The organism is Pseudomonas sp. Irchel s3h14, assembly GCF_900187425.1.
Taxonomy (GTDB): Bacteria; Pseudomonadota; Gammaproteobacteria; order Pseudomonadales; family Pseudomonadaceae; genus Aquipseudomonas.
Map to the genome: position 1 here is coordinate 163517 of NZ_FYDJ01000011.1, position 20688 is coordinate 184204.

General features: G+C 58.4%; 20 protein-coding genes and 1 tRNA gene. 16 read left to right on the plus strand and 5 right to left on the minus strand.

What is annotated here, in order from left to right:
- Positions 1–124: 124 nt before the first annotated feature.
- Complete coding sequence (locus CKW16_RS20840) at positions 125–1606, minus strand: methyl-accepting chemotaxis protein (RefSeq protein ID WP_095130276.1); 1482 nt, start codon at positions 1604–1606, stop codon at positions 125–127.
- Positions 1607–1784: 178 nt separating this feature from the next.
- Between CKW16_RS20840 and CKW16_RS20845 the strand changes: the two genes are divergently transcribed.
- From CKW16_RS20845 to CKW16_RS20880, 8 genes are all read left to right on the plus strand, one after another.
- Positions 1785–2315, plus strand: a complete 531-nt coding sequence (locus CKW16_RS20845) for a hypothetical protein (RefSeq protein ID WP_046047937.1) — start codon at positions 1785–1787, stop codon at positions 2313–2315.
- Between the two features lie 64 nt (positions 2316–2379).
- The gene (locus CKW16_RS20850) at positions 2380–2571 is read left to right on the plus strand and encodes a PLDc N-terminal domain-containing protein (RefSeq protein WP_008148797.1); all 192 of its coding nucleotides are present in this window, start codon (positions 2380–2382) and stop codon (positions 2569–2571) included.
- A gap of 283 nt (positions 2572–2854) precedes the next feature.
- Positions 2855–3730: a polyamine aminopropyltransferase gene (gene speE / locus CKW16_RS20855; protein ID WP_095130278.1), complete on the plus strand. Its 876-nt coding sequence runs from the start codon at positions 2855–2857 to the stop codon at positions 3728–3730.
- A gap of 180 nt (positions 3731–3910) precedes the next feature.
- Positions 3911–4144 (plus strand): hypothetical protein, encoded by a 234-nt coding sequence (locus CKW16_RS20860; protein ID WP_008148802.1) that lies wholly within the window; start codon positions 3911–3913, stop codon positions 4142–4144.
- 213 nt (positions 4145–4357) lie between these two features.
- Positions 4358–4699 carry a ribonuclease E inhibitor RraB gene (locus CKW16_RS20865; protein ID WP_095130280.1) on the plus strand — a complete coding sequence of 114 codons (342 nt, stop codon included), beginning with the start codon at positions 4358–4360 and terminating at the stop codon, positions 4697–4699.
- Between the two features lie 393 nt (positions 4700–5092).
- Complete coding sequence (locus tag CKW16_RS20870) at positions 5093–6502, plus strand: circularly permuted type 2 ATP-grasp protein (protein ID WP_008148806.1); 1410 nt, start codon at positions 5093–5095, stop codon at positions 6500–6502.
- Positions 6503–6514: 12 nt separating this feature from the next.
- Positions 6515–7465, plus strand: coding sequence for an alpha-E domain-containing protein (locus tag CKW16_RS20875; protein WP_008148807.1), 951 nt, complete (start codon positions 6515–6517; stop codon positions 7463–7465).
- Positions 7462–8271: a transglutaminase family protein gene (locus CKW16_RS20880; protein WP_046053119.1), complete on the plus strand. Its 810-nt coding sequence runs from the start codon at positions 7462–7464 to the stop codon at positions 8269–8271. Before CKW16_RS20875 ends, CKW16_RS20880 begins: the two co-directional genes overlap by 4 nt.
- A 125-nt stretch (positions 8272–8396) precedes the next feature.
- On the opposite strand, the gene CKW16_RS20885 is transcribed toward CKW16_RS20880, so the two are convergent.
- On the minus strand, positions 8397–9218 hold the full coding sequence (locus tag CKW16_RS20885; RefSeq protein ID WP_095130282.1) for a cytochrome c: 822 nt from the start codon (positions 9216–9218) through the stop codon (positions 8397–8399).
- Between the two features lie 596 nt (positions 9219–9814).
- On the opposite strand from CKW16_RS20885, the gene CKW16_RS20890 reads away from it, so the two are divergent.
- The 3 genes from CKW16_RS20890 to CKW16_RS20900 all read left to right on the plus strand — a co-directional run bounded on the left by CKW16_RS20890 (position 9815) and on the right by CKW16_RS20900 (position 14021).
- Positions 9815–11020 carry an acetyl-CoA C-acetyltransferase gene (locus CKW16_RS20890; protein WP_095130284.1) on the plus strand — a complete coding sequence of 402 codons (1206 nt, stop codon included), beginning with the start codon at positions 9815–9817 and terminating at the stop codon, positions 11018–11020.
- A gap of 29 nt (positions 11021–11049) precedes the next feature.
- On the plus strand, positions 11050–13194 hold the full coding sequence (locus CKW16_RS20895) for a 3-hydroxyacyl-CoA dehydrogenase NAD-binding domain-containing protein (RefSeq protein WP_095130286.1): 2145 nt from the start codon (positions 11050–11052) through the stop codon (positions 13192–13194).
- A gap of 95 nt (positions 13195–13289) precedes the next feature.
- Entirely contained in the window at positions 13290–14021 is a 732-nt protein-coding gene (locus CKW16_RS20900) for an amidotransferase (protein WP_095130288.1), read from the plus strand.
- A gap of 52 nt (positions 14022–14073) precedes the next feature.
- Here CKW16_RS20900 and CKW16_RS20905 read toward each other — a convergent pair whose 3' ends face one another.
- The 3 genes from CKW16_RS20905 to CKW16_RS20915 form a co-directional block, all read right to left on the minus strand.
- Positions 14074–15045, minus strand: coding sequence for a magnesium and cobalt transport protein CorA (locus CKW16_RS20905; protein WP_095130290.1), 972 nt, complete (start codon positions 15043–15045; stop codon positions 14074–14076).
- A 162-nt stretch (positions 15046–15207) separates the two neighbouring features.
- Positions 15208–15930 (minus strand): 1-acylglycerol-3-phosphate O-acyltransferase, encoded by a 723-nt coding sequence (locus CKW16_RS20910; protein ID WP_056744165.1) that lies wholly within the window; start codon positions 15928–15930, stop codon positions 15208–15210.
- Positions 15931–16144: 214 nt separating this feature from the next.
- Entirely contained in the window at positions 16145–16834 is a 690-nt protein-coding gene (locus CKW16_RS20915; protein ID WP_095130292.1) for a crotonase/enoyl-CoA hydratase family protein, read from the minus strand.
- 307 nt (positions 16835–17141) lie between these two features.
- On the opposite strand from CKW16_RS20915, the gene CKW16_RS20920 reads away from it, so the two are divergent.
- The 5 genes from CKW16_RS20920 (at position 17142) to CKW16_RS20945 (ending at position 20525) form a co-directional block, all read left to right on the plus strand.
- A tRNA-Ser gene (locus tag CKW16_RS20920) sits at positions 17142–17231 on the plus strand.
- A 327-nt stretch (positions 17232–17558) separates the two neighbouring features.
- Entirely contained in the window at positions 17559–17753 is a 195-nt protein-coding gene (locus CKW16_RS20925) for a hypothetical protein (protein ID WP_082555884.1), read from the plus strand.
- Positions 17754–17794: 41 nt separating this feature from the next.
- A complete protein-coding gene (locus tag CKW16_RS20930) occupies positions 17795–19132 on the plus strand; it encodes a serine hydrolase (RefSeq protein ID WP_095130294.1) in 1338 nt (445 codons plus the stop codon).
- Between the two features lie 34 nt (positions 19133–19166).
- A complete protein-coding gene (locus CKW16_RS20935; protein WP_095130296.1) occupies positions 19167–19487 on the plus strand; it encodes a YbjQ family protein in 321 nt (106 codons plus the stop codon).
- Between the two features lie 666 nt (positions 19488–20153).
- A complete protein-coding gene (locus tag CKW16_RS20945) occupies positions 20154–20525 on the plus strand; it encodes a bacteriocin (RefSeq protein WP_095130298.1) in 372 nt (123 codons plus the stop codon).
- Positions 20526–20688 lie beyond the last annotated feature (163 nt).

Below are 20688 nucleotides of genomic sequence, written 5' to 3' on the forward strand. Positions count from 1 at the left end.
ATTGATGTTGATTGAGCTGACGCCTTCGCGAGCAAGCCCGCTCCCACATGTGATCTTCAGTGACCATTAATTTTTGGTACAAAAGAGATCCACTGTGGGAGCGGGCTTGCTCGCGAAGGGGTCGTCAAAGCTTCAGCTGACCGATAGCCTTGCTCAATTCCCCCGCCAACGCCGCCAGCTCATTGCTGGTAGTCGCCGAAACCACGGTCTGCTGCACGGTGTTCTCGGTCACATCCCGAATGCTCACCACCGCCCGATTCATCTCCTCCGCCACGTGGCTCTGCTGATCGGCCGCCACGGCGATCTGCGTGTTGCTTTCACGCATCTGCGCCACCGCGCTGGTGATTTCCGCCAAGGCTGCACCGGCCTCCTGAGCCTGCTGCACGCAATCATCGGCCTTGAACGAGCTTTCCTGCATGAAATCCACCGCGTCCCGGGTCCCGGCCTGCAACGCCGAAACCATGATCGTGATCTCGTCAGTGGAGGTCTGGACACGCTTGGCCAGGTTACGCACTTCATCGGCGACCACCGCAAAACCGCGACCCATTTCACCGGCACGGGCCGCTTCAATCGCTGCGTTCAGCGCCAGCAGGTTGGTCTGCTCGGCGATGCTGTGAATCACACTGACCACGCCATTGATCTTCTGACTGTCCTCGGCCAGACGCTGAATCATCTCGGCAGTCTGTTGCACCCCGCTGGACAGGCCGGCAATCGACTTCTGCACCCGACTGACCACTTCCTGCCCGCTGCCGGCCAGGGTGTCGGCGGTTTGCGAGAGATCGCGGGTGGCGCCGGCGTGCTGGGCAATGTGATAGACCGTGGCGGTCATTTCGTTGATCGCCGTGGCGGCCTGATCGGTTTCGCTTTGCTGGCCAAGCATGCCGTGACGCACCTCGTTCATGCTCGACGCCAACTGTGCCGCGCCGACATCCAGTTGTCGGGCGGTGCTGGCGACGGTGTTGACCACCCGCTGGTAACCGGCTTGCATGGCGTTGAAGGCATTGGCCATCTGCCCGACTTCGTCAGTGCAGGCCAGCGGCACACGGGCTGACAGGTCACCGGTTTTCTCGACGTGAAGCATCACGTCCTTCAGCGTATTGAGCTGGCTGAGCAGGAAGCGGATCAACAACTGCGAAGCGCCGAGCATCGCCAGCATCAGGATCGCCACCGCCACGGCATAGTTGGGAAAGCGCTCGCCAAAGACCTGGGTCAGGCTCGGACCATGAGCAATTACCGCGACCTGGTTGCCATCCGTGCGTGTAAACACTTCAGCGCCCATCAACGGGTTGTTGCCGAACAGTGGCATGGCATTGATTCCGACCCAGCCGTTGGTATCGGCCAGTTCCAGTACCGGCTGCCCGTTCAGCAGCGGTGCCTGCCCGCGACTGAAGGTCAGCACGTTATCGGCTTTGGGGAGCGGTTGCCCGGCGGGCCAGGCGTTGAGCAGTCGCGCCTGGGCTTGTGCCGATGCCTGATAAGCATGGCTGCGGACCTGTTGTTCGAGCTGTACGGCGTACAACACCAGCAACAAAGTGGTGACGAAGGCGACGGCGTTGACCGCCCAGAATTTGTATTTCAGCGAGATATTGCTAAGCCAGGCACCCATGGAGGTCTTCTCTGATAGCGGAAACAGTTTCGGCAAGGTGCCATTATTGTGCCGCTACTCAGGGGGCTGGATCTTGATGTGGGTCAACAATCCCGGCCAGGCTCGCGCACAGGAATTGCGGGGCGTAATGCGCTATCCTTCGCGCCTTCAAAATTCCCTCGCTACAGGATTCCGCCCCATGAAAGCCGCACTCGTCGAACTCATCAGTAAAATCAGCTCCGGGTGCATGAGCGATGACGAAATCCTGAAAGTTGCTGATGAAGCGGCCCAGGCCTACGCCGATCCCGAGGCTTTTCTGACGGCGAATCCGGATATCAACTACGACGAAACGTTCCCGATTCCGCTGGGCGAGTGGGTCGTCGTCGGCAGTCTTCCGGAGACCGTGCTGTTCCAGGCCGACACCTATGTGGACCTGTTCGCCCAGATCGTTTCCTCGTTCGGTCCCGGCGTTGATTTCAATATCAAACCCAAGCAATTGGCCAAGACTGAAGCCCTGACCGCGCTCAATCGCATTCAGGTGCAGATGGGCAGCATGAACAAGGAAAACGGCGGTTACACGCTGATGAACTTCAGTCAGTTGCTCGACGACGAACTGCAAGTGGTGCTGGTCTACGGCAACGACGTGCCGCGCGTACTCGAGTTGTGCGCCAAAGTCGGCATCGCTGCCGCACCCTCGCTGGAAGCCCTCAAAATTGCCGTCCACGTTTAAAAAGCGGAACCCTCCCAAGGCCCGGCTATCCTAAGAGTGCATACCACTCTTAGGGAGCAACACCATGGGTTCCACGTTCAACGGTCTGATTGGCCTGATTATTCTTGCCCTGGATATCTGGGCAATCATCAACGTGCTCAAAAGTGGTGCCGACACAGGGATGAAAATCATCTGGGTGCTGCTGATCCTGCTGCTGCCGGTGCTGGGCCTGATCATCTGGGCCATCGCCGGGCCACGGGGCAACGTGCGAATCTGATACGCACTCAAGAACGACACATTTCCCCTGTGGGAGCGGCGGTGCGGCGATCCGACTTGCTCGCGAAAGCGGTGTGTCAGTCAAAGTTAATGTCAACTGACACGACGCTTTCGCGAGCAAGCCCGCTCCCACAAGGGGATTGTGTCTAGTCATCAAGTGACGTTCGACCTGTCATGTTCCGCAACGTAGAATTCTCGCCTTTCCCGGGGCAATCGAGCTGATCGATTGGCCATCATGGGCGGGTAACCGTCCGTTGCCACCCGCATCCATCGGAGCACTTCCCATGAGCAACACCCCGACCAGCGAGTACCTGGAAACCCTCTACGAAGGCTACGGCCAGCGTTTTCGCATGGAAAAACTGCTGCACGAAGTGCGTACCGAACATCAACACCTGGTGATTTTCGAGAACCCGCGCATGGGCCGCGTCATGGCGCTGGACGGCGTGATCCAGACCACCGAAGCCGACGAATTCATCTACCACGAGATGTTGACCCACGTGCCGATCCTGGCGCATGGCACCGCCCAGCGCGTGCTGATCATCGGTGGCGGCGACGGCGGCATGCTGCGTGAAGTGGCCAAGCACCGCAGCATCGAGCACATCACCATGGTCGAGATCGACGGCACTGTGGTCGACATGTGCAAGGAATTCCTGCCGAACCACTCCAAGGGTGCGTTCAATGATCCACGCCTGAACCTGGTGATCGACGACGGCATGCGTTTCGTCGCCACCACCACCGAAAAATTCGACGTGATCATTTCCGATTCCACCGACCCGATCGGCCCGGGCGAAGTGCTGTTCTCGGAAAACTTCTACCAGGCCTGCCGTCGCTGCCTGAACGAAGGCGGCATCCTGGTGACCCAGAACGGCACGCCGTTCATGCAAATCGAAGAAGTCAAAACCACCGCCGGGCGTCTGCGCAGCCTGTTCCCGGACTGGCACTTCTATCAGGCGGCCGTGCCGACCTACATCGGCGGCGCCATGACCTTCGCCTGGGGCGCGACCAATACCGCCTATCGCAAATTGTCCCGCGAAACCCTGCAGCAGCGCTTCGCCGGCAGCGGCATCATCACCCGCTACTACAACCCGGAAATCCACATCGGCGCGTTCGCCTTGCCGCAATACGTCCTGCAGGCTGTGAACAAGCCTAGCAACGACTGATATCGAGCAAGCCAGAAAGGGCCCTCTCAGGTTGTGTGAAAACACACCGGAGACGGCCCTTTTTTCATGCTTCACTTATGCTTCACTTATAGATGTAGAAGGTCCGGTTGAACGATTGGCCGGGGAAGAATGTCGAGATACATGTAAGCCCATCCATGGGTTTTATCGAGGAGGCACCTGATGCAAAAGTGGAAAGTCACTTTCGTTGATGATCACGGTGAACAAGTTGACGAGGTGTTCGAGAGCGATGAATGCCCGAACAACGAGCAAGCTGCGAAGCTCATTCGCGCCCGGTGTCTGCCTGTGGCTGCCGAACTGGACCTCAACGATCTGGAAGGGCGCGCCGATGATCCGACTGTCAAAAGTCTGAAAACCCAGAACAGCATTGAAATCCTCAGCATCACGCCAATCTGAACATCTCCTGTCACATTCCTAACCAGGCCTTGGCAGCGGCTCAATCTTGAGGCTACTCTGCAATCGAGATCAGCGAACGGATCGCTAAGGTCTGGTCTTGTCAGCTACATGCTTGCTTCCCACCGGCAACGTTGTTGCCGCATCGCTCGCCCCATTCGGTTGCGAGTGCCGGGAATACGGAAAGTCTATCCATCAGTCTGAGGGGGACGTTTCATGAGCACAGCCTATCAAGAAGACATCAGCACCAGCGTGTTGCGCCGCATGAAAGAAGGCGGTTTCGACTTTTCACGATTCCATCCCATCGAGTTCTACGCCATTTTCCCGGACGAGGAGCGGGCGCGCAGGGCGGCAAGGCATTACTGTGGTGAATCCTTGAATGCACAAATCAGCGTGCGCGATGACGGCGCGTGGTACCTGGAGCTGAGCAAGGTGATGTACGCCACTTATGACGGCATCGGCGATTTTGAGCAAGATTTCGAGGCAGTGGTCGAGCCTTTGGGCGGCATCATCGAAGGATGGGGCGTTAAGCAGGAGGTACGAGGGCGACTCGCATAACTTATGAACAGTGACAACACTCAGTAACGGCTGACCTCAGGGTTGGCCGTTTTCGTTTGTGGGGTTTGGAATTCGTGTTTTTGATTCATAACGTTTCAAAAACGCAAAAAAAAGCCGCCTAAACAGGCGGCTAAAGGGAAGTTCATCAAGATTTTCAGCGAATGCGCGGATTATCCGCATCGACTCCCGGGCAGTGAAATCAACTCTGGCTATGCTGGTGATAGGCGACAACATTGCTTCGCAATGAAGCGGGGGCGATCAGGTGGGGGCATTTACCGCACAGGATTGGTGCGGTGCGTGCAGTGCGATTATCCAACTGATTGATATCAAAGCGTTTATGCCGATGGCACGGGCTTTGCGAAGCCCTGATGTCCGGGTGACAAGGAGTACGGCATGATCCGCACCTATTTTGATGAGATGTACGATGCCGGCGGCCAGGTCCGCCCGCATTATCGGGAGTTTGCCCGTTGGCTGGCCGAAACGCCTGACGAGCTTTTGGCACAACGGCGACGCGAGGCCGATCTGTTATTTCATCGCGCCGGGATAACATTCACGCTCTATGGTGATGAGCAAGGGACAGAGCGCCTGATTCCCTTCGACACCATCCCCCGCAGCATCCCCGCCAGTGAATGGCGAGTCGTCGAGCGCGGCTGCATTCAGCGGGTCAAGGCGTTGAACATGTTCCTCGCCGACCTCTATCACGAGCAACGCATTATCAAGGCTGGCATCATCCCGGCCGAGCAAGTGCTGGCCAACGAGCAATACCAGTTGGCGATGCAAGGGCTGAATCTGCACCGCGATATCTATTCCCACATCTCCGGTGTCGATCTGGTACGCGATGGCGACGGCACGTACTACGTGCTTGAAGACAACCTTCGTACACCGAGCGGCGTCAGCTACATGCTCGAAGACCGCAAGATGATGATGCGGTTGTTCCCCGAGTTGTTCGCGGCCCAGCGCATTGCCCCTATCGACCACTATCCCAACCTGTTGCTCGACACCCTGAAAAGCTCCAGCCCGATTGATAACCCGAGCGTGGTGGTGCTGACGCCGGGCCGTTTCAACAGCGCGTTCTTTGAACATGCGTTTCTGGCGCGGGAAATGGGCGTTGAACTGGTGGAAGGCGCGGACTTGTTCGTGCGGGATGACAAGGTGTTCATGCGCACCACGGACGGGCCGAAAGCCGTCGACGTGATCTACCGTCGCCTCGACGATGCGTTCCTTGATCCGCTGGCGTTCAACCCGGACTCGATGCTCGGCGTTCCAGGGCTGCTGTCGTCCTATCGCTCCGGCAACGTGGTGCTGGCAAATGCCATCGGTACCGGGGTCGCGGACGACAAGTCGGTGTATCCATTCGTCACGGACATGATCCGTTTCTACCTGGATGAAGAGCCGATTCTGAAGAATGTGCCGACGTGGCAGTGTCGTAATCCCTCCGAACTGTCCCACGTACTGGCCAATCTTCCGGAACTGGTGGTCAAGGAAACCCAGGGCTCCGGCGGTTACGGAATGCTGGTGGGGCCGGCGGCGACGGCGGCGGAAATCGAGTCTTTCCGCGCGCGGATCAAAGCCAAGCCCCATGCGTACATCGCACAACCGACGTTGTCCCTGTCGACCTGTCCGACCTTTGTCGAAAACGGCATTGCTCCACGCCACATCGACCTGCGTCCGTTTGTATTGTCTGGCCGCGAAACCCGGGTTGTGCCCGGCGGTTTGACCCGTGTTGCCCTGCGCGAAGGCTCCCTGGTGGTGAATTCATCCCAGGGTGGCGGAACCAAGGACACCTGGGTGGTCGAGGATTGAAGGAAGCCTGCCATGTTAAGTAGAACTGCCTCGGATTTGTATTGGATGTCGCGTTACCTGGAGCGGGCGGAAAACCTCGCACGGATGCTCGACATCAGTTATTCGCTGTCGCTGATGCCACAGGATGGCCGTGGTGACGGCCTGCATGAACTCGCCATGCCGTTGTTGATCACCGGCACCCTGGACGATTACCTGGAGCGCCACGGCGAATTGCACGCCGAACGGCTGCTGCATTTCTTCGCCCTGGACGCGGCCAATCCGGCGAGCATCTACAGCTGCCTCGGCGCTGCGCGGGCCAGTGCCCATGCGGTGCGTGGGCGAATCACCGCCGACATGTGGGAAAACATCAATGCCACCTGGCTGGAAATCCGCGGGATTGCCGATCAGGGCTTGAGTCGCTACGGCATGAGCCGTTTCTGCGAATGGATCAAGGAACGTTCCCACCTGTTCCGCGGCGCGTCCTACGGCACGATCATGCGTAACGACGCGTTCCGCTTCATTCGTCTGGGGACGTTTATCGAAAGGGCCGACAACACGTTGCGCCTGCTTGACGCCCGCTACGAAATGGCTGGCGATCAGGCAGAGGCGGTCAGCGATGGCACCGCCCACGCGTATTACCAGTGGAGTGCTTTGCTGCGGGCGTTGTCCTCGTTCGAGGCCTACACCGAGATCTACCGCGATGCGCCCGGCGCCCGGCATGTGGCGGAGTTGCTGTTGCTGCGTGCTGACGTGCCGCGTTCATTGCGCGCCTGCACTGAAGAAATCGACCAGATCCTTGCCCAGCTGCCGGGGGCCAACGGCCGTCCCGCGCAACGTCTTGCAGCGGAAATGGACGCACGCCTGCGCTACACCGGCATCACCGAAATTCTCGACGAAGGCCTGCACGCCTGGCTGACCGAGTTCATCCCGCTGGTGCGCCAGTTGGGTAACGCCATACACAGTTCCTACCTGGAGGCTGCATGAGACTTTCCATTAGCCACGAGACCACCTATCACTACGAAGATCAGGTGCGGGCGAGCATCCAGTACCTGCGACTGACCCCCCACGACAGTGAGCGCCAGCATGTGCTCAGCTGGCAGCTCGACTTGCCGCGCCCGGTGCGTGCGCAACTCGATCCGTTCGGCAATATCCTGCACGTGCTGACCATGGACGAGCCTCACGAGGCGATCATCATCGGCGCCCGGGGCCAGGTGGACATCGACGAATTGCGCGAGGCGGAGCATGAAAGCCAGTCGGCGCTGCCGTTCTTGCGTTTCACGCGCCTGACCGAAGCCGACGAAGCCCTGCGTGCGTTCGCCGAGAAGGAATGCAAGCAACGCCGGGATCGCACGGCGCTGATCGACTTGATGCATGGCCTGAACCAGCACATGACCTACACGCCGGGCTCCACCGAAGTGGACACCAGCGCCGCTCAAGCTTTCGCCGGGCGTTCGGGCGTCTGTCAGGACCACACTCATGCGTTTCTCGCCTGCGCTCGCAGCCTGGGCATTCCGTCGCGTTATGTGTCGGGCTATTTGTACAGCGAGAACAGCGAACACCTGGCCAGTCACGCCTGGGCGGAAGCCTGGCTCGATGACGCCTGGTACAGCTTTGACGTGACCAATGAATTGGCGCGGCCTGAGCGTCATCTGAAACTGGCGGTGGGCCTGGATTACCTGGATGCCTGCCCGGTGCGTGGCATGCGGCGTGGTGGTGGGTGCGAGCAGATGCATGCGAAGGTGTTTGTTTCGCCAACGCCGATGCCAGTGATCTCAGTGCAACAGCAATAAACCTGCACGCTGATCGTTCCCACGCTCTGCGTGGGAATGCCTCAACGGACGCTCCGCGTTCGGCTCTTGATTGGGACGCAGAGCGTCCCGGGCTGCATTCCCACGCAGAGCGTGGGAACGATCGGTTACGGTTTAACTTTTCGCCCAGCCATGTGCTTCAAATACCCCACCAACCTCTCCAGATCCCCGTCCGGCAGCACCGTCGCCGAGAACCCGGGCATCTTCGCCTGAGGCCACTGGCGCAAGCTCTGCGGATCACGAATGTAGCGCTTGAGGAAATCCGCACCGAAATACTCGGTCGGGTTAAACGGAATATTCAGGTCCGGTCCAAACTGCGCATCCCCGGCGCCGTTCAATCGATGGCACGCCAGGCAATTCTTCTGAAACAGCGCAAAGCCCTTGTTCACCGGATCGTCAGCCTTCAACGCCGGATCGGGCAACAGGGCAGGGAAGCGCTCGGCCACCGGTGCCATGCGCTTGATGCTCGCCACTTGAAAGGGCCATTGCTCGGGGCTGATGTCGCCCGCCTGCGGATCGGTCCAGACCAGATAGAACGGCCCGGCGCCGGGTTTGCCTTCCGACAGCGGTGGCCACGACTTGGCGGGTTCTTCAATCGCCAGCCACGCGCGCGCGCCCTGGGTATTAAGCAATGGCGCAGCCGACAGTTCTGCGGCAAAACCATCCAGGGCTACTGCCTGTAAATGGTCTTCAGGCTTGATGCCCGTCAACAACGCAGCCACCGGAACAGCGCGATAGCTCATGTCCCGTTTGTAGGAAACGTCGTTGCTAATGGTGATGGTCTGAACCTGAGGATGCTTGAGCAACTCCTCGGTTTGCCAGGTGCGACTGCTCGCGCCGAGCTCAAGGTTCAGCTGTGCGGCAGACAGAGGCGTGCTGAGCAGCAAGGCCCCGAACAGAATGAGCGTTTTCAAATGATCGCCGTCCATGTCGTGGAAGTGCCGCAAAGGTTGGCACACCCACGCTGGCCCGGGTAGCGAACCAGTCACATTTTTAGAGGGCGATATAAAACCTGGCGCCGTATTTTTTATTGACCGACTAGCCGATCACCTTGGTCAGGTTCGGCAAAATCAACAACAGCGTAGTGGCGAAAAGAATGAGCCCGGCTTGACGTACTTTCGATTGTTTGAACATGGCTTGACCGCCTTTATTGTTATTTCCTGATGCCTGCCTGCATTTCTCCATGACGGCAGAGCGTTGCACTTCCTGTTTGACGAGCGCCTCGGCAAAACCCGACGACAACTTCGTACAAGTTCACCTTAGAGCCCGCGTCACGCTTGGTTTAGATCCATTTCGTATGGACTTCACATAAATTGCTCTTAAAAAGGCATGAGGCCTAATGCCAGCTTCTTGGGCGCCCGTTTGCTAGACAGCTCGGTGTCCTGAATCGGTTAATCCGGTGGTTGCCTACCGTCCGTCTGAGCGTGACCGTCAACATCAGTGAGCATTGCGGTCATTGAATCCGGGGCCGCTCGGCCTAAGGTGGGGACTCTGCATTTACTCCCCGCTCAGGTTCGAGGACGTCATGACCCAAGCTTTAATTTTCGACGCGTTACGCACGCCCCGCGGCAAAGGCAAGGCCAGTGGCGCCTTGCACAGCGTCAAACCGGTGAACCTGGTAGCCGGGCTGCTCACGGCGCTGCAACAGCGCACGTCTCTCGACACCAGTCAGGTCGACGATGTGGTACTGGGCTGCGTGACGCCCATCGGCGACCAGGGTTCCGACATCGCCAAAACCGCGACTCAGGTGGCGGATTGGGACGTCAGCGTGGCGGGTTTGCAGATCAACCGCTTCTGCGCCTCGGGGTTGGAGGCGGTGAACCTCGGCGCGATGAAGGTGCGTTCCGGCTTCGAAGACCTGGTGGTGGTCGGCGGCGTCGAGTCCATGTCCCGTGTGCCGATGGGCAGCGATGGCGGCGCCTGGGCGCAGGATCCGGAAACCAGTTTTCACAGCCATTTCGCCCCTCAAGGCGTGGGCGCTGACCTGATCGCCACGATCGAAGGCTTCAGCCGTCAAGACGTCGATGCCTATGCGCTGCACTCCCAGCAAAAGGCTGCGCGGGCAAGGGCCGACGGTTCGTTCAACAAATCGCTGGTGCCGGTTCAGGACCAGAACGGCATTATCCTGCTCGATCACGATGAATTCATCCGCGCCGGATCGACCATGGAAGGCTTGGGCCAGCTCAAGCCGAGCTTCGAGATGATCGGGCAAATGGGCTTCGATGCCACCGCGCTTCGGGTCTTCAGCCATGTTGAGCGAATCAACCACGTGCACACGGCGGGTAACAGTTCCGGGATCGTCGATGGCGCGGCGCTGATGTTGATCGGTTCAGAGGCCAAGGGCCGGGCGCTGGGTTTGCAACCGCGGGCGCGGATCGTCGCCACGGCGGTCACCAGCACCGATCCGACCATCATGCTCACCGGCCCCGCGCCGGCCACCCGCAAGGCACTGGCCAAGGCCGGGCTACGGGTTGAAGACATCGACTTGTTCGAGGTCAACGAAGCTTTCGCCTCGGTGGTGCTGAAATTCATCAAGGACATGGCGATCGACCCGGACAAGATCAACGTCAACGGTGGCTCCATCGCCATGGGCCACCCGCTGGGTGCCACCGGCTGCGCGATCCTCGGCACGCTGCTCGATGAACTGGAAACCCGGCGCTTGCGCTATGGCCTCGCGACGCTGTGTGTCGGCGGCGGCATGGGCATTGCCACCATCATCGAACGCCTCTGAGCCCCGACCGATTTCAAGGAAACCCTTTCATGACCGAAGCCATCCGTTACGAAAAAGGTCAGGACCAGATCGTCGTCCTGACCATCGACATGCCGGGCCAGAGCGCCAACACCATGAACGCGGTCTACCGCGAAGCCATGGCCGCGTGTGTTGCCAGACTGGTTGCCGAAAAAGACACCATCGCCGGCGTGATCATCACCTCGGCCAAGAAAACCTTCTTCGCCGGCGGCGACCTCAACGAACTGATCAAGGTCGGCAAGCCCGAAGCCAAAGCCTTCTATGACATGGTGCTGACGCTCAAAGGGCAGCTGCGCACCCTCGAGACCCTCGGTAAACCGGTGGTCGCCGCGATCAACGGCGCCGCGTTGGGCGGCGGTTGGGAAATCTGCCTGGCGTGCCATCACCGGGTTGCGCTGGACGATTCTTCGGTGCAACTCGGCTTGCCGGAAGTGACCCTCGGCCTGTTGCCGGGCGGCGGCGGGGTGGTGCGCATGGTGCGGATGCTCGGTATTGAAAAAGCCTTGCCGTACCTGCTCGAGGGCAAGAAAGTCCGGCCGCAGCAGGCGTTGCGGGCAGGTTTGATTGATGAGTTGGCGGCGGATCGTGATGAACTGCTGGCCAAGGCTCGCGCCTGGATTATCGCCCATCCTTCGGTTGTGCAGCGCTGGGACGTGAAGGGTTACCAGATTCCCGGTGGTACGCCGTCGAACCCGAAAGTCGCGCAAATGCTGGCCATCACGCCGTCGATCCTGCGCAGCAAAACCCAGGGCTGCCTGCCCGCGCCAGAGAAAATCCTCTGCGCTGCGGTAGAAGGTGCCCAGGTGGATTTCGACACCGCGCACCTGATCGAAACCCGTTACTTCACCGAATTGACCACCGGCCAAGTGTCGAAAAACCTGATCGGCACGTTCTGGTTCCAGCTCAACGAAATCAATGCCGGCAGCTCGCGGCCTCAGGGTTTTGCGCCCTACGTGACGCGTCGGGTGGGTGTACTGGGCGCAGGCATGATGGGCGCCGGAATCGCTTTTGTCAGCGCGTCGGCCGGCATCGACGTGGTGCTCAAGGACATCAATCTTGCGGCTGCACAGAAGGGCAAGGCTCACTCGGCGGCGCTGCTGGACAAGAAGGTTGCGCGTGGTCAATTGAGTGCCGATCAGCGCGAAGCAACGCTGGCGCGAATTCACCCCACTGAAAGCGATGCCGATCTGGTCGGTTGTGATCTGATCATTGAAGCGGTGTTTGAAGATCGCGATCTGAAAGCCAACGTCTCTTCGGCGGCGCAAAAAGTCGTTGGCCCGGAGGCGGTGATTGCTTCCAACACGTCGACCTTGCCGATCAGTGGCCTCGCGACCGCCGTGCCGGATCAGAGCAAGTTCATCGGCCTGCATTTCTTCAGCCCCGTGGAGAAAATGCCCTTGGTGGAAATCATCAAAGGCGCCCACACCAGCGACGAAACCCTGGCTCGCGGGTTCGATTTCGTCCTGCAAATCAAGAAAACCCCGATTGTGGTCAACGACAGTCGCGGTTTCTTCACCTCGCGGGTGTTCGGCACATTCACCAACGAAGGCATCGCCATGCTGGGCGAAGGCGTGAGCGCGCCGATGATCGAGACCGAAGCGCGCAAGGCCGGCATGCCGATCGGACCTCTGGCGATCTCCGACGAAGTTTCCCTCAGCCTGATGAGCCATATCCGCCGGCAAACCGCCAAAGACCTGCAAGCAGAAGGGAAACCGCTGATTGAGCACCCGGCGTTCGCCGTGATTGACTTGCTGCTTTACGAATACAAACGTCCGGGCAAGGCTGCTGGTGGTGGTTTCTACGATTATCCGGCGCGTGGGCAGAAGCATCTGTGGCCAGAGCTGAAAAGCTGTTTCGAGAAGGCTGACGGGCAGATTTCGCCGAAGGACGTGCGTGATCGACTGCTGTTCGTGCAAGCCATCGAAACCGTGCGCTGTGTGGAGGAGGGGGTGTTGACCTCGACGGCGGACGCCAACGTCGGCTCGATCTTCGGCATCGGCTTCGCCGCCTGGACCGGCGGCGCGCTGCAATTCATCAACCAGTACGGCGTGAAAGATTTTGTCGCCCGCGCCCAGTACCTGGCAGAGCAGTATGGCGAGCGATTCGCTCCGCCCGCGCTATTGCTGGAGAAAGCGGCCAAAGGGGAGGCGTTCTAGGGGACGGGTGACGCATTCCGGGGCTTGCCTTGCCACTGTGTTTCAAGGCAGGCTCAGGGGTGTGCATTATTCCCATCAAGTGTCAGGTATTTTTTATGTCGTTACGCATCTGCATTCTGGAAACCGACATCCTGCGTCCGGAACTGGTCGATCAATATCAGGGGTACGGGCAGATGTTCCAGCGTCTGTTTTCGCAGCAACCCATCGCTGCCGAGTTCACCGTGTACAACGTGATGCAGGGCGAGTATCCCGGCGATGAGCTGACCTTCGACGCCTATCTGGTCACTGGCAGCAAGGCCGATTCCTTCGGCACCGACCCGTGGATTGAAACCCTCAGGGCATACCTGCTGACCCGCTACGAGCGCGGCGACAAACTGCTGGGCGTGTGCTTCGGCCATCAGCTGCTGGCGCTGCTGCTGGGCGGCAAGAGCGAACGCGCGACTCAAGGCTGGGGCGTCGGCACCCACAATTACAAACTCGCCGCCAAGGCGCCGTGGATGAGCCCGGTGAGGGAAGAGCTGACCTTGTTGATCAGCCATCAGGACCAGGTCACCGCGCTCCCGGAAAACGCCACGGTCATCGCTTCCAGCGATTTCTGCCCGTTTGCCGCGTACCACATCAACGATCAGGTGCTGTGCTTCCAGGGGCATCCGGAATTCATTCACGATTACTCGCGCGCGCTGTTGGATATTCGTCAGGAAGCGCTGGGTGAGCAGATTTATTCGAAAGGTATGGCGAGCCTTGAGCACGACCATCACGGCACTACCGTTGCGGAGTGGATGATGCGGTTTGTGGCGCACAAGCCTGAAGCTGGATCGGTTCAATGAGCTGACAACGAACCTGTGGAGAGGGGGCTTGTCCCCTCGCCACAATAGCTTGTTAAAGCCACCCGGATTTTTTGAAGCTAGCCCACAAACCCACACAACCCACTGCGATAAACCCTAACACCCCGAAATACCCGTAATGCCAACTCAACTCCGGCATGTTCTGGAAGTTCATCCCGTAAATCCCCGCCACCGCCGTCGGGAATGCCAGAATCGCCGCCCACGCCGCAAACTTGCGCTGCACCACGCTTTGGCGTGACGCCTCCAGCAACACCCCAACTTCAATGGTCTGGCTGGCAATGTCCGCCAGGGTCGTCAAGTCTTCCATCTGCCGCGTGACGTGGATCTGCACATCGCGAAAGTACGGACGCATGTTCTTGTCGATAAACGGGAAACTCAGCTTCTGCAATTCCTCACTGATCTCCACCATCGGCGCCGCAAACCGGCGTAAGCGCAATACATCGCGGCGCAGGCTGTGGAGTTTTTGAATGTCGCGCTCGTTCAGGGAGCTACACATGACGTTGAGTTCCAGCTCATCGATCTCAGCGTGGATCGCTTCGCCCATGGGCTGGTAGTTTTCGATTACGAAGTCGAGGATGGCATAGAGTACGAAATCTTCCCCGTGCTCCAGCAATAGCGGACGCGCCTCACAGCGCTGTCGGACATGGGCATAGGACGCGGAGTGGCCGTTGCGTGCGGTAATGATGTAACCGTTGCCGGCAAAGATATGCGTCTCGATGAACTGCAGTTTGCCTTCATGCCGGATCGGCGAATACGTGACGATGAACAGCGCGTCGCCGAAGGTTTCCAGTTTTGGTCGACTGTGTTTTTCCAGGGCGTCTTCGATGGCCAGTTCGTGCAGGTTGAACTGGCGTTGCAGATTGAACAACTCTTGGGCGTTCGGCTCTTCGAGGCCGATCCAGACAAAGTGGCCGGGCTTTGCCGCCCAGGCAGCGCCTTCGTCGAGGGTGATATTGGTGACTTTCTTTCCGGCGCTATAAACCGCAGCAGCAACAACTCTACCCATGATAGTGATTCACTTCTTATTGGCAGCTTTCTATTAGCAAAGATGGCAGTGGCAGGCAGTCTCCAGCTTAGCCCTGTCTGCTGCTTGAGAGTCAGTGAAATCTGTTGAGTTCGCAGGCAAAAGCTTGCAGGCAAAAGAAAACCCGCACCGGGCGGGTTTCTTTTAAGCGGCTTGCAGTTGCCGATCCATCGAAGCGATGCACTCGCGCATCTGCTCGCGGCACTGGGCAATCAGCAGCGGCATGTCATCCAGGCTCAATCCAGCCGTAGGAATCGCCGGTAACGAGCGGATCAGAATCTTCCCACTGCGCCAACGGTTCAATCGCATGTGTTTAACGTAACTGCTGACACACACCGGAACAATCGGCACCCCGGCGGCAATGGCCATTTGAAAGGCGCCTTTCTTGAACGGCAGCAATTCTTCGCCCAGGTTGCGCGTGCCTTCCGGGAAGACCCAGATCGAAGTGTCTTCATTCTGCAGCGTGTGAGTAGTAGTCAGCATCGACTGGCGCGCTTTCTGCGCATTGCCGCGATCGATCAGCACATTGCCCGCCAGCCAGAACAACTGACCAAACAGCGGCACCCACTTCAGACTCTTCTTGCCGATACACACGGTGCGGCGGGGCACCACGTTGCCGAACACAAACAGATCGTAGTTGGACTGGTGGTTGGCGATGATCACACAGCTGTCGGGTTTATCCATCAACGGTCCAACGTCGGCCTTCACCCGCAGACGCAAAATGCACATCGCTGGCCATGCATAAAGACGCGCGCACAAACGGCTGTTGTCCGGATTGAACGGTCGGCACAGGCCGAGAATCACCCCAAGCACACCGGCCAGAATAAAGTGCAGGCCCATCAATAACATACGAAACACAAACAGCATTTACAGGCCCCACCGGGACAAAAGGTGGCGCAGTGTACGGATGTGCACTGTTTTCGGCAATTGCCGCTATAGAGGTGGGAGATAGGCGATGTTTGAACGCATGTTTCCGACTTATGGGTCAGACGCGATCTAGAGCGGTTGTAGGCTTTTCAACGGAGCGCGTAAGAAAAAGCCCGACACGACGGTCGGGCTTTTCGGTGTGGCACGTTTGGGTTTAAACCAAAAAGTCCTGATCCTCGATGATCGCGTTGTCCAGCCTCTCCAGCAGCGCCTTGCGCACTTTGAGCTTGGTGTTCTTGTGAGCATTCATGTTGATCTTCTTCAACTGACGAGCCGCCGCCAGCGCCGCGCCTTGCAGCTCTTCGGCCGACACCACCAGGTCGAAGAACCCGGCATCCACGGCGCTTTGTGGATTAAACATCTCGGCGTTGATCACAGAGCGATGGAATGCCGACTTGCGCAGACGATCACGGGCCAGTTCGATACCTGCGTGGTGCATGGTCATGCCGATCTGCACTTCGTTCAAACCAATGGTGAACGGGCCGTCGACACCAATTCGGTAATCCACCGACAACAGCAGGAACGCGCCCTTGGCCACCGCATGCCCAGGGCACGCGACGATCACCGGGAACGGGTGCGCCAACAGGCGACGGGCCAGGGTTGAACCGGCAGTCACCAGCGCCACGGCTTCTTTAGGACCGGAGGTCATCACCTTCAAGTCATACCCGCCCGACAGCATCCCGGGCGTACCGGTAATGATCACCACCGCACGATCAGTCACCGCCTGATCCAGCGCGGCGTTAAACGCAGCAATCACGTCCGGAGAGATGGCATTGACCTTGCCATTGCTCAAGGTCAGGGTCGCGATACCGTCTTCGAGATGGTAAGAAATCAACTCACTCATGACGCTATTCCTTTCAATAAAGTAGGGCAGACGTTACCCACCGCCGCAGGCCAGGTAAAGCGCCGTGACTGACCGCCCAGTCACCCTTTCCCCGCCCGGCAAGCGTCGCCCGCCACGCCAGCCGCGCATTCCCCTCTATATAGAGGAGGGCGCGAAGCCGGAGATTGGCGGGTTTGCCATGGCCCGGAAACCGCCAGAGCGACTAAATCGCTAAGCGCATGAAAATTCTGCAAAAAAAGTTTGCCATCGGAAAAGCTTTCGACTACATTAGCGCGCCTCGACAGACAGAACTTGTTTGAAGAGATACGGTGAAGTGTCCGAGTGGCTTAAGGAGCACGCCTGGAAAGTGTGTATACAAGAAATTGTATCGAGAGTTCGAATCTCTCCTTCACCGCCAAATTCGATGTAACCAAAACCCCTGATTTCGAGAGAAGTCAGGGGTTTTGTGGTTTCTGGCGTCTGGATTTCGTGGATGCCAATGTTATGACCCAAGCTCATCGGCGAAGGCGCTTCCGAAATTCATGTAGGACGGGTGATAGGCATGTGGGAAGTAATGCTGGAAAGCCAGGTAGCTGGGTGCTTTCATAGGTTTCGGCACCCGACACCAGCCGTTTCGTGAGGGGTATTCGCTATGCGCCTTTAGGGGGCAAAATGAATCAACGGCAAGGCACATGACGCGGCCTGTTATCTGGAAGGACGAACGCACGTTATGCAGGAATTCACCATGAAACAGGCCGAACTGGAAAAGGTTCATGTGGAGATCGTCAAGCTGATGGCTGAGCAGCGCAAGCTGAACGCCGAGGCCGGGAAGATGACCCGTGAGACTTTTTGGTATCCGGTGGCTGTGGCGACTGGATTGATTGGCACGGTGGCCACTGTCACCGCAACTGTCACCGCAGTGTTGGTCAAGCTGCTCTAACCTGTTGGACTGCCCAAAACCCCTCGAATGGAATCGAAACAATGTCTCACCCTCGCGCCGCTTCCCGCCGCATTGCTATTTCCCTCGCCGCCGCGCTGATAAGCACCGTCTCCTTATTCGCCACCGCATCCACAATCAAGACCTTCCCCGACGCCGAAGCCAGCGACCCCGCAAAACTAGGCTGGATGGTCGGCTCGCCACCCCCTGCAGATCGCACCGTGCGTTTCGAAGATGGCAGCTATTTCCAGTTCCCGGCGATGCGCTGGAGTGTCTCGAACTTCCGTCAACTGATGCCTACGATCAACGTTTCACGGGGGCTCGGTGCACCGGTTCCATTGGTATCTGCGCTGCGCAAAGACATCGATGCGATCAGCTTCGTCCCGCTGGGCGCGAAGGCTCCGATGACCTGGGATCAATCCCTCGCGGCGACCTACACCGACGGGATTGTGGTGATGCATCGGGGGAAAGTTGTCTACGAGCGTTATTTTGGCGTGCTGAAGCCTGAAGGCCAGCACGCGGCAATGTCGGTGACAAAGTCCGTGGTCGGCATATTAGGGGCGATGTTGGTGGCAGAAGGGCGAATCGATGAGAACAAGCACGTCGCCGAATACGTCCCCGAACTGGCGGCTTCCGCGTTTGGCAGCGCCACGGTACGCCAGGTCCTCGATATGACGACCGGCCTCAAATACAGCGAGGACTACACCGACCCGAACGCCGAGGTCTGGGCTCATGCAAAAGCTGGCAGCCCTTTGCCCAAGCCAAAGGATTACAGCGGTCCGCGAAGTTACTACGAGTTTTTGCAGACAGTTCAACCGCAAGGCGAACACGGCAGCGCGTTCGGCTACAAGACCGTCAATACCGATGTACTGGGCTGGATCATCGCTCGAGCGACCGGTCGCAACGTCACACAGGTGTTGTCGGAACGTATCTGGAGCCGTTTGGGGGCTGAGCAGGACGCCTGTTTCACGGTTGATTCCATTGGCACCCCGTTTGCTGGCGGCGGCTTGAACACCGGTTTGCGCGACCTGGCACGGTTTGGCGAGATGTTGCGTAATGACGGCCAGTTCAACGGTCAGCAAATCGTGCCCAAAGCGGTGGTTGACGACCTCCGTCGCGGCGGCGACAAGCAGGCATTCGCCCAGGCGGGGTACGATTTGTTGAAGGGGTGGAGCTACCGTTCGATGTGGTGGGTGACCAACAAACAGGGCGGAGCCTTCATGGCGCGCGGGGTCCATGGGCAACGCATTTATGTCGACCCGAAAGCCGAGATGGTGATTGTTCGCTACGCCTCCCATCCGGTCGCCAGTAACTCGGCCAATGATCCAGTCACCTTGCCGGCGTTTGATGCGTTAGCTCAACATCTGTCCAGGTTGCCTTGAGTAATTATCCTCGGGCCATGAAGAAGGAAATTTAATGATCACCACCACAACCCACACCATCGAAGGCCGACAAATCACCGCCTATCTGGACATCGTCAGTGCCGAGTCGGTGCAGGGTGTCAACGTGATCCGCGATATGTTCGCCGGGATGCGGGATTTTTTCGGTGGGCGCTCTCAGACATTGGAGCGGGCACTGAAGGAGGCACGGATTCAGGCAACCGACGAGTTGAAGGAGCGGGCGCGGGCACTTCAGGCTGATGCGGTGGTGGGGCTTGATTATGAGATCAGCATGCCGGCCGGGAAGGGCGGAATGGTGGTGGTGTTCGTGACCGGGACGGCGGTCAAGTTGAGGTGATTGAGTCACAAGGCCGTTCGTCGGGGACGCAATAATCCGAACTACAAGTCCAGTAATGACTGGCTAGTCTCAAAAGCGTTGAAGGTCGACATTTTTCAGGCAAATAGGGCTTGCCGGTGTCGACCCTTTTTTGAGAGGGGAAAGGTATGGCTGATTCGTACATCGAAGACGACGGATCTGAGTTTCCGATCAACAATTGCGTGCAGTGTGGTCAAGCGGAGTATATGGCGGGCTTTGGTGAAAACCGGGTCCGGGTCGCCAAATTGAAATCCAAGGTGCCCCGATCCGAAAAGGCGAATTTCTTGCCCAAGAGGATGCCGTCTTCCAGGAAGTAACCGTCAACCGGACAGTCCCCGCCATCGAGCGGGGTTTTCATTTTCAAAAGGTCGGTTGTTGGGATTTGGACTACAGATACATAACCCGCTGTTGGTATTTTTTTTCACGAACTTTTCACACCTACCTACGTAGGCTCAACTCATCCGTTAGAAAGCAGTACCTGGCCCGTTCCCCAGCGGGCTTTTTTTTGCCTGTCATAAAACCTTTTCTAAAAACGCTGTCCAACCGTCGCCTATTGCGAGGTTGTACCCGTGCGTGTCTGGACTTTGTCTCCTCTAAAGCATTCAATCTCGCCCCTTTCGGTTACCCCCTTTTTTTGAGGTTCTTGTCATGCGTTTAACACTGCCTGCTTTGGTTCTGGGGCTTTTGGTTGCTCAAGGTGCGATGGCTGCGGGTGACGGCACTGCCGCCATCGGTGGTGGTTTGGGTGGCGCGCTGGGTAATGTGATAGGCCAGAGCATGGGCGGCAGCACCGGTGCAGCGATTGGTGCTGGTGTCGCGGGCGCGGCCGGCAGTGCTGTTGGAGCACGCAAAGGCAGCCGCACTAAAGCCGCCATTGGTGGTGGTGTCGGCGCGGCCGGCGGTTCGATAATCGGCAACAGCCTGGGCGGCAAGACCGGTTCCACCATTGGCGCAGGCTTGGGCGGCGCATTGGGCGGCGGCGTGGGCAGCAACCTGGCCAAAGGTCACAAGCGTCACTGATCCTGATTGATCAGCTCAAAAAGCCCGGCTTGATGCCGTAATGCTGTTCACTTAAGCGGAGCAGCCTTACGGTCTACTGGAAACCGGGTCTTTGAGATCTTCACCGTCCTTGGCCTCGAAGGCCTGGGGCGGTGATCCAGAAATAATCCTCCAATACCTGCCC

Bases quoted from the DNA above. Each gene is read 5' to 3' on its own strand.
- CKW16_RS20840 (WP_095130276.1), bottom strand. From the start codon at position 1,606: ATGGGTGCCTGGCTTAGCAATATCTCGCTGAAATACAAATTCTGGGCG.
- CKW16_RS20845 (WP_046047937.1), top strand. From the start codon at position 1,785: ATGAAAGCCGCACTCGTCGAACTCATCAGTAAAATCAGCTCCGGGTGC.
- CKW16_RS20850 (WP_008148797.1), top strand. From the start codon at position 2,380: ATGGGTTCCACGTTCAACGGTCTGATTGGCCTGATTATTCTTGCCCTG.
- speE (WP_095130278.1), top strand. From the start codon at position 2,855: ATGAGCAACACCCCGACCAGCGAGTACCTGGAAACCCTCTACGAAGGC.
- CKW16_RS20860 (WP_008148802.1), top strand. From the start codon at position 3,911: ATGCAAAAGTGGAAAGTCACTTTCGTTGATGATCACGGTGAACAAGTT.
- CKW16_RS20865 (WP_095130280.1), top strand. From the start codon at position 4,358: ATGAGCACAGCCTATCAAGAAGACATCAGCACCAGCGTGTTGCGCCGC.
- CKW16_RS20870 (WP_008148806.1), top strand. From the start codon at position 5,093: ATGATCCGCACCTATTTTGATGAGATGTACGATGCCGGCGGCCAGGTC.
- CKW16_RS20875 (WP_008148807.1), top strand. From the start codon at position 6,515: ATGTTAAGTAGAACTGCCTCGGATTTGTATTGGATGTCGCGTTACCTG.
- CKW16_RS20880 (WP_046053119.1), top strand. From the start codon at position 7,462: ATGAGACTTTCCATTAGCCACGAGACCACCTATCACTACGAAGATCAG.
- CKW16_RS20885 (WP_095130282.1), bottom strand. From the start codon at position 9,218: ATGGACGGCGATCATTTGAAAACGCTCATTCTGTTCGGGGCCTTGCTG.
- CKW16_RS20890 (WP_095130284.1), top strand. From the start codon at position 9,815: ATGACCCAAGCTTTAATTTTCGACGCGTTACGCACGCCCCGCGGCAAA.
- CKW16_RS20895 (WP_095130286.1), top strand. From the start codon at position 11,050: ATGACCGAAGCCATCCGTTACGAAAAAGGTCAGGACCAGATCGTCGTC.
- CKW16_RS20900 (WP_095130288.1), top strand. From the start codon at position 13,290: ATGTCGTTACGCATCTGCATTCTGGAAACCGACATCCTGCGTCCGGAA.
- CKW16_RS20905 (WP_095130290.1), bottom strand. From the start codon at position 15,045: ATGGGTAGAGTTGTTGCTGCTGCGGTTTATAGCGCCGGAAAGAAAGTC.
- CKW16_RS20910 (WP_056744165.1), bottom strand. From the start codon at position 15,930: ATGCTGTTTGTGTTTCGTATGTTATTGATGGGCCTGCACTTTATTCTG.
- CKW16_RS20915 (WP_095130292.1), bottom strand. From the start codon at position 16,834: ATGAGTGAGTTGATTTCTTACCATCTCGAAGACGGTATCGCGACCCTG.
- CKW16_RS20925 (WP_082555884.1), top strand. From the start codon at position 17,559: ATGAAACAGGCCGAACTGGAAAAGGTTCATGTGGAGATCGTCAAGCTG.
- CKW16_RS20930 (WP_095130294.1), top strand. From the start codon at position 17,795: ATGTCTCACCCTCGCGCCGCTTCCCGCCGCATTGCTATTTCCCTCGCC.
- CKW16_RS20935 (WP_095130296.1), top strand. From the start codon at position 19,167: ATGATCACCACCACAACCCACACCATCGAAGGCCGACAAATCACCGCC.
- CKW16_RS20945 (WP_095130298.1), top strand. From the start codon at position 20,154: ATGCGTTTAACACTGCCTGCTTTGGTTCTGGGGCTTTTGGTTGCTCAA.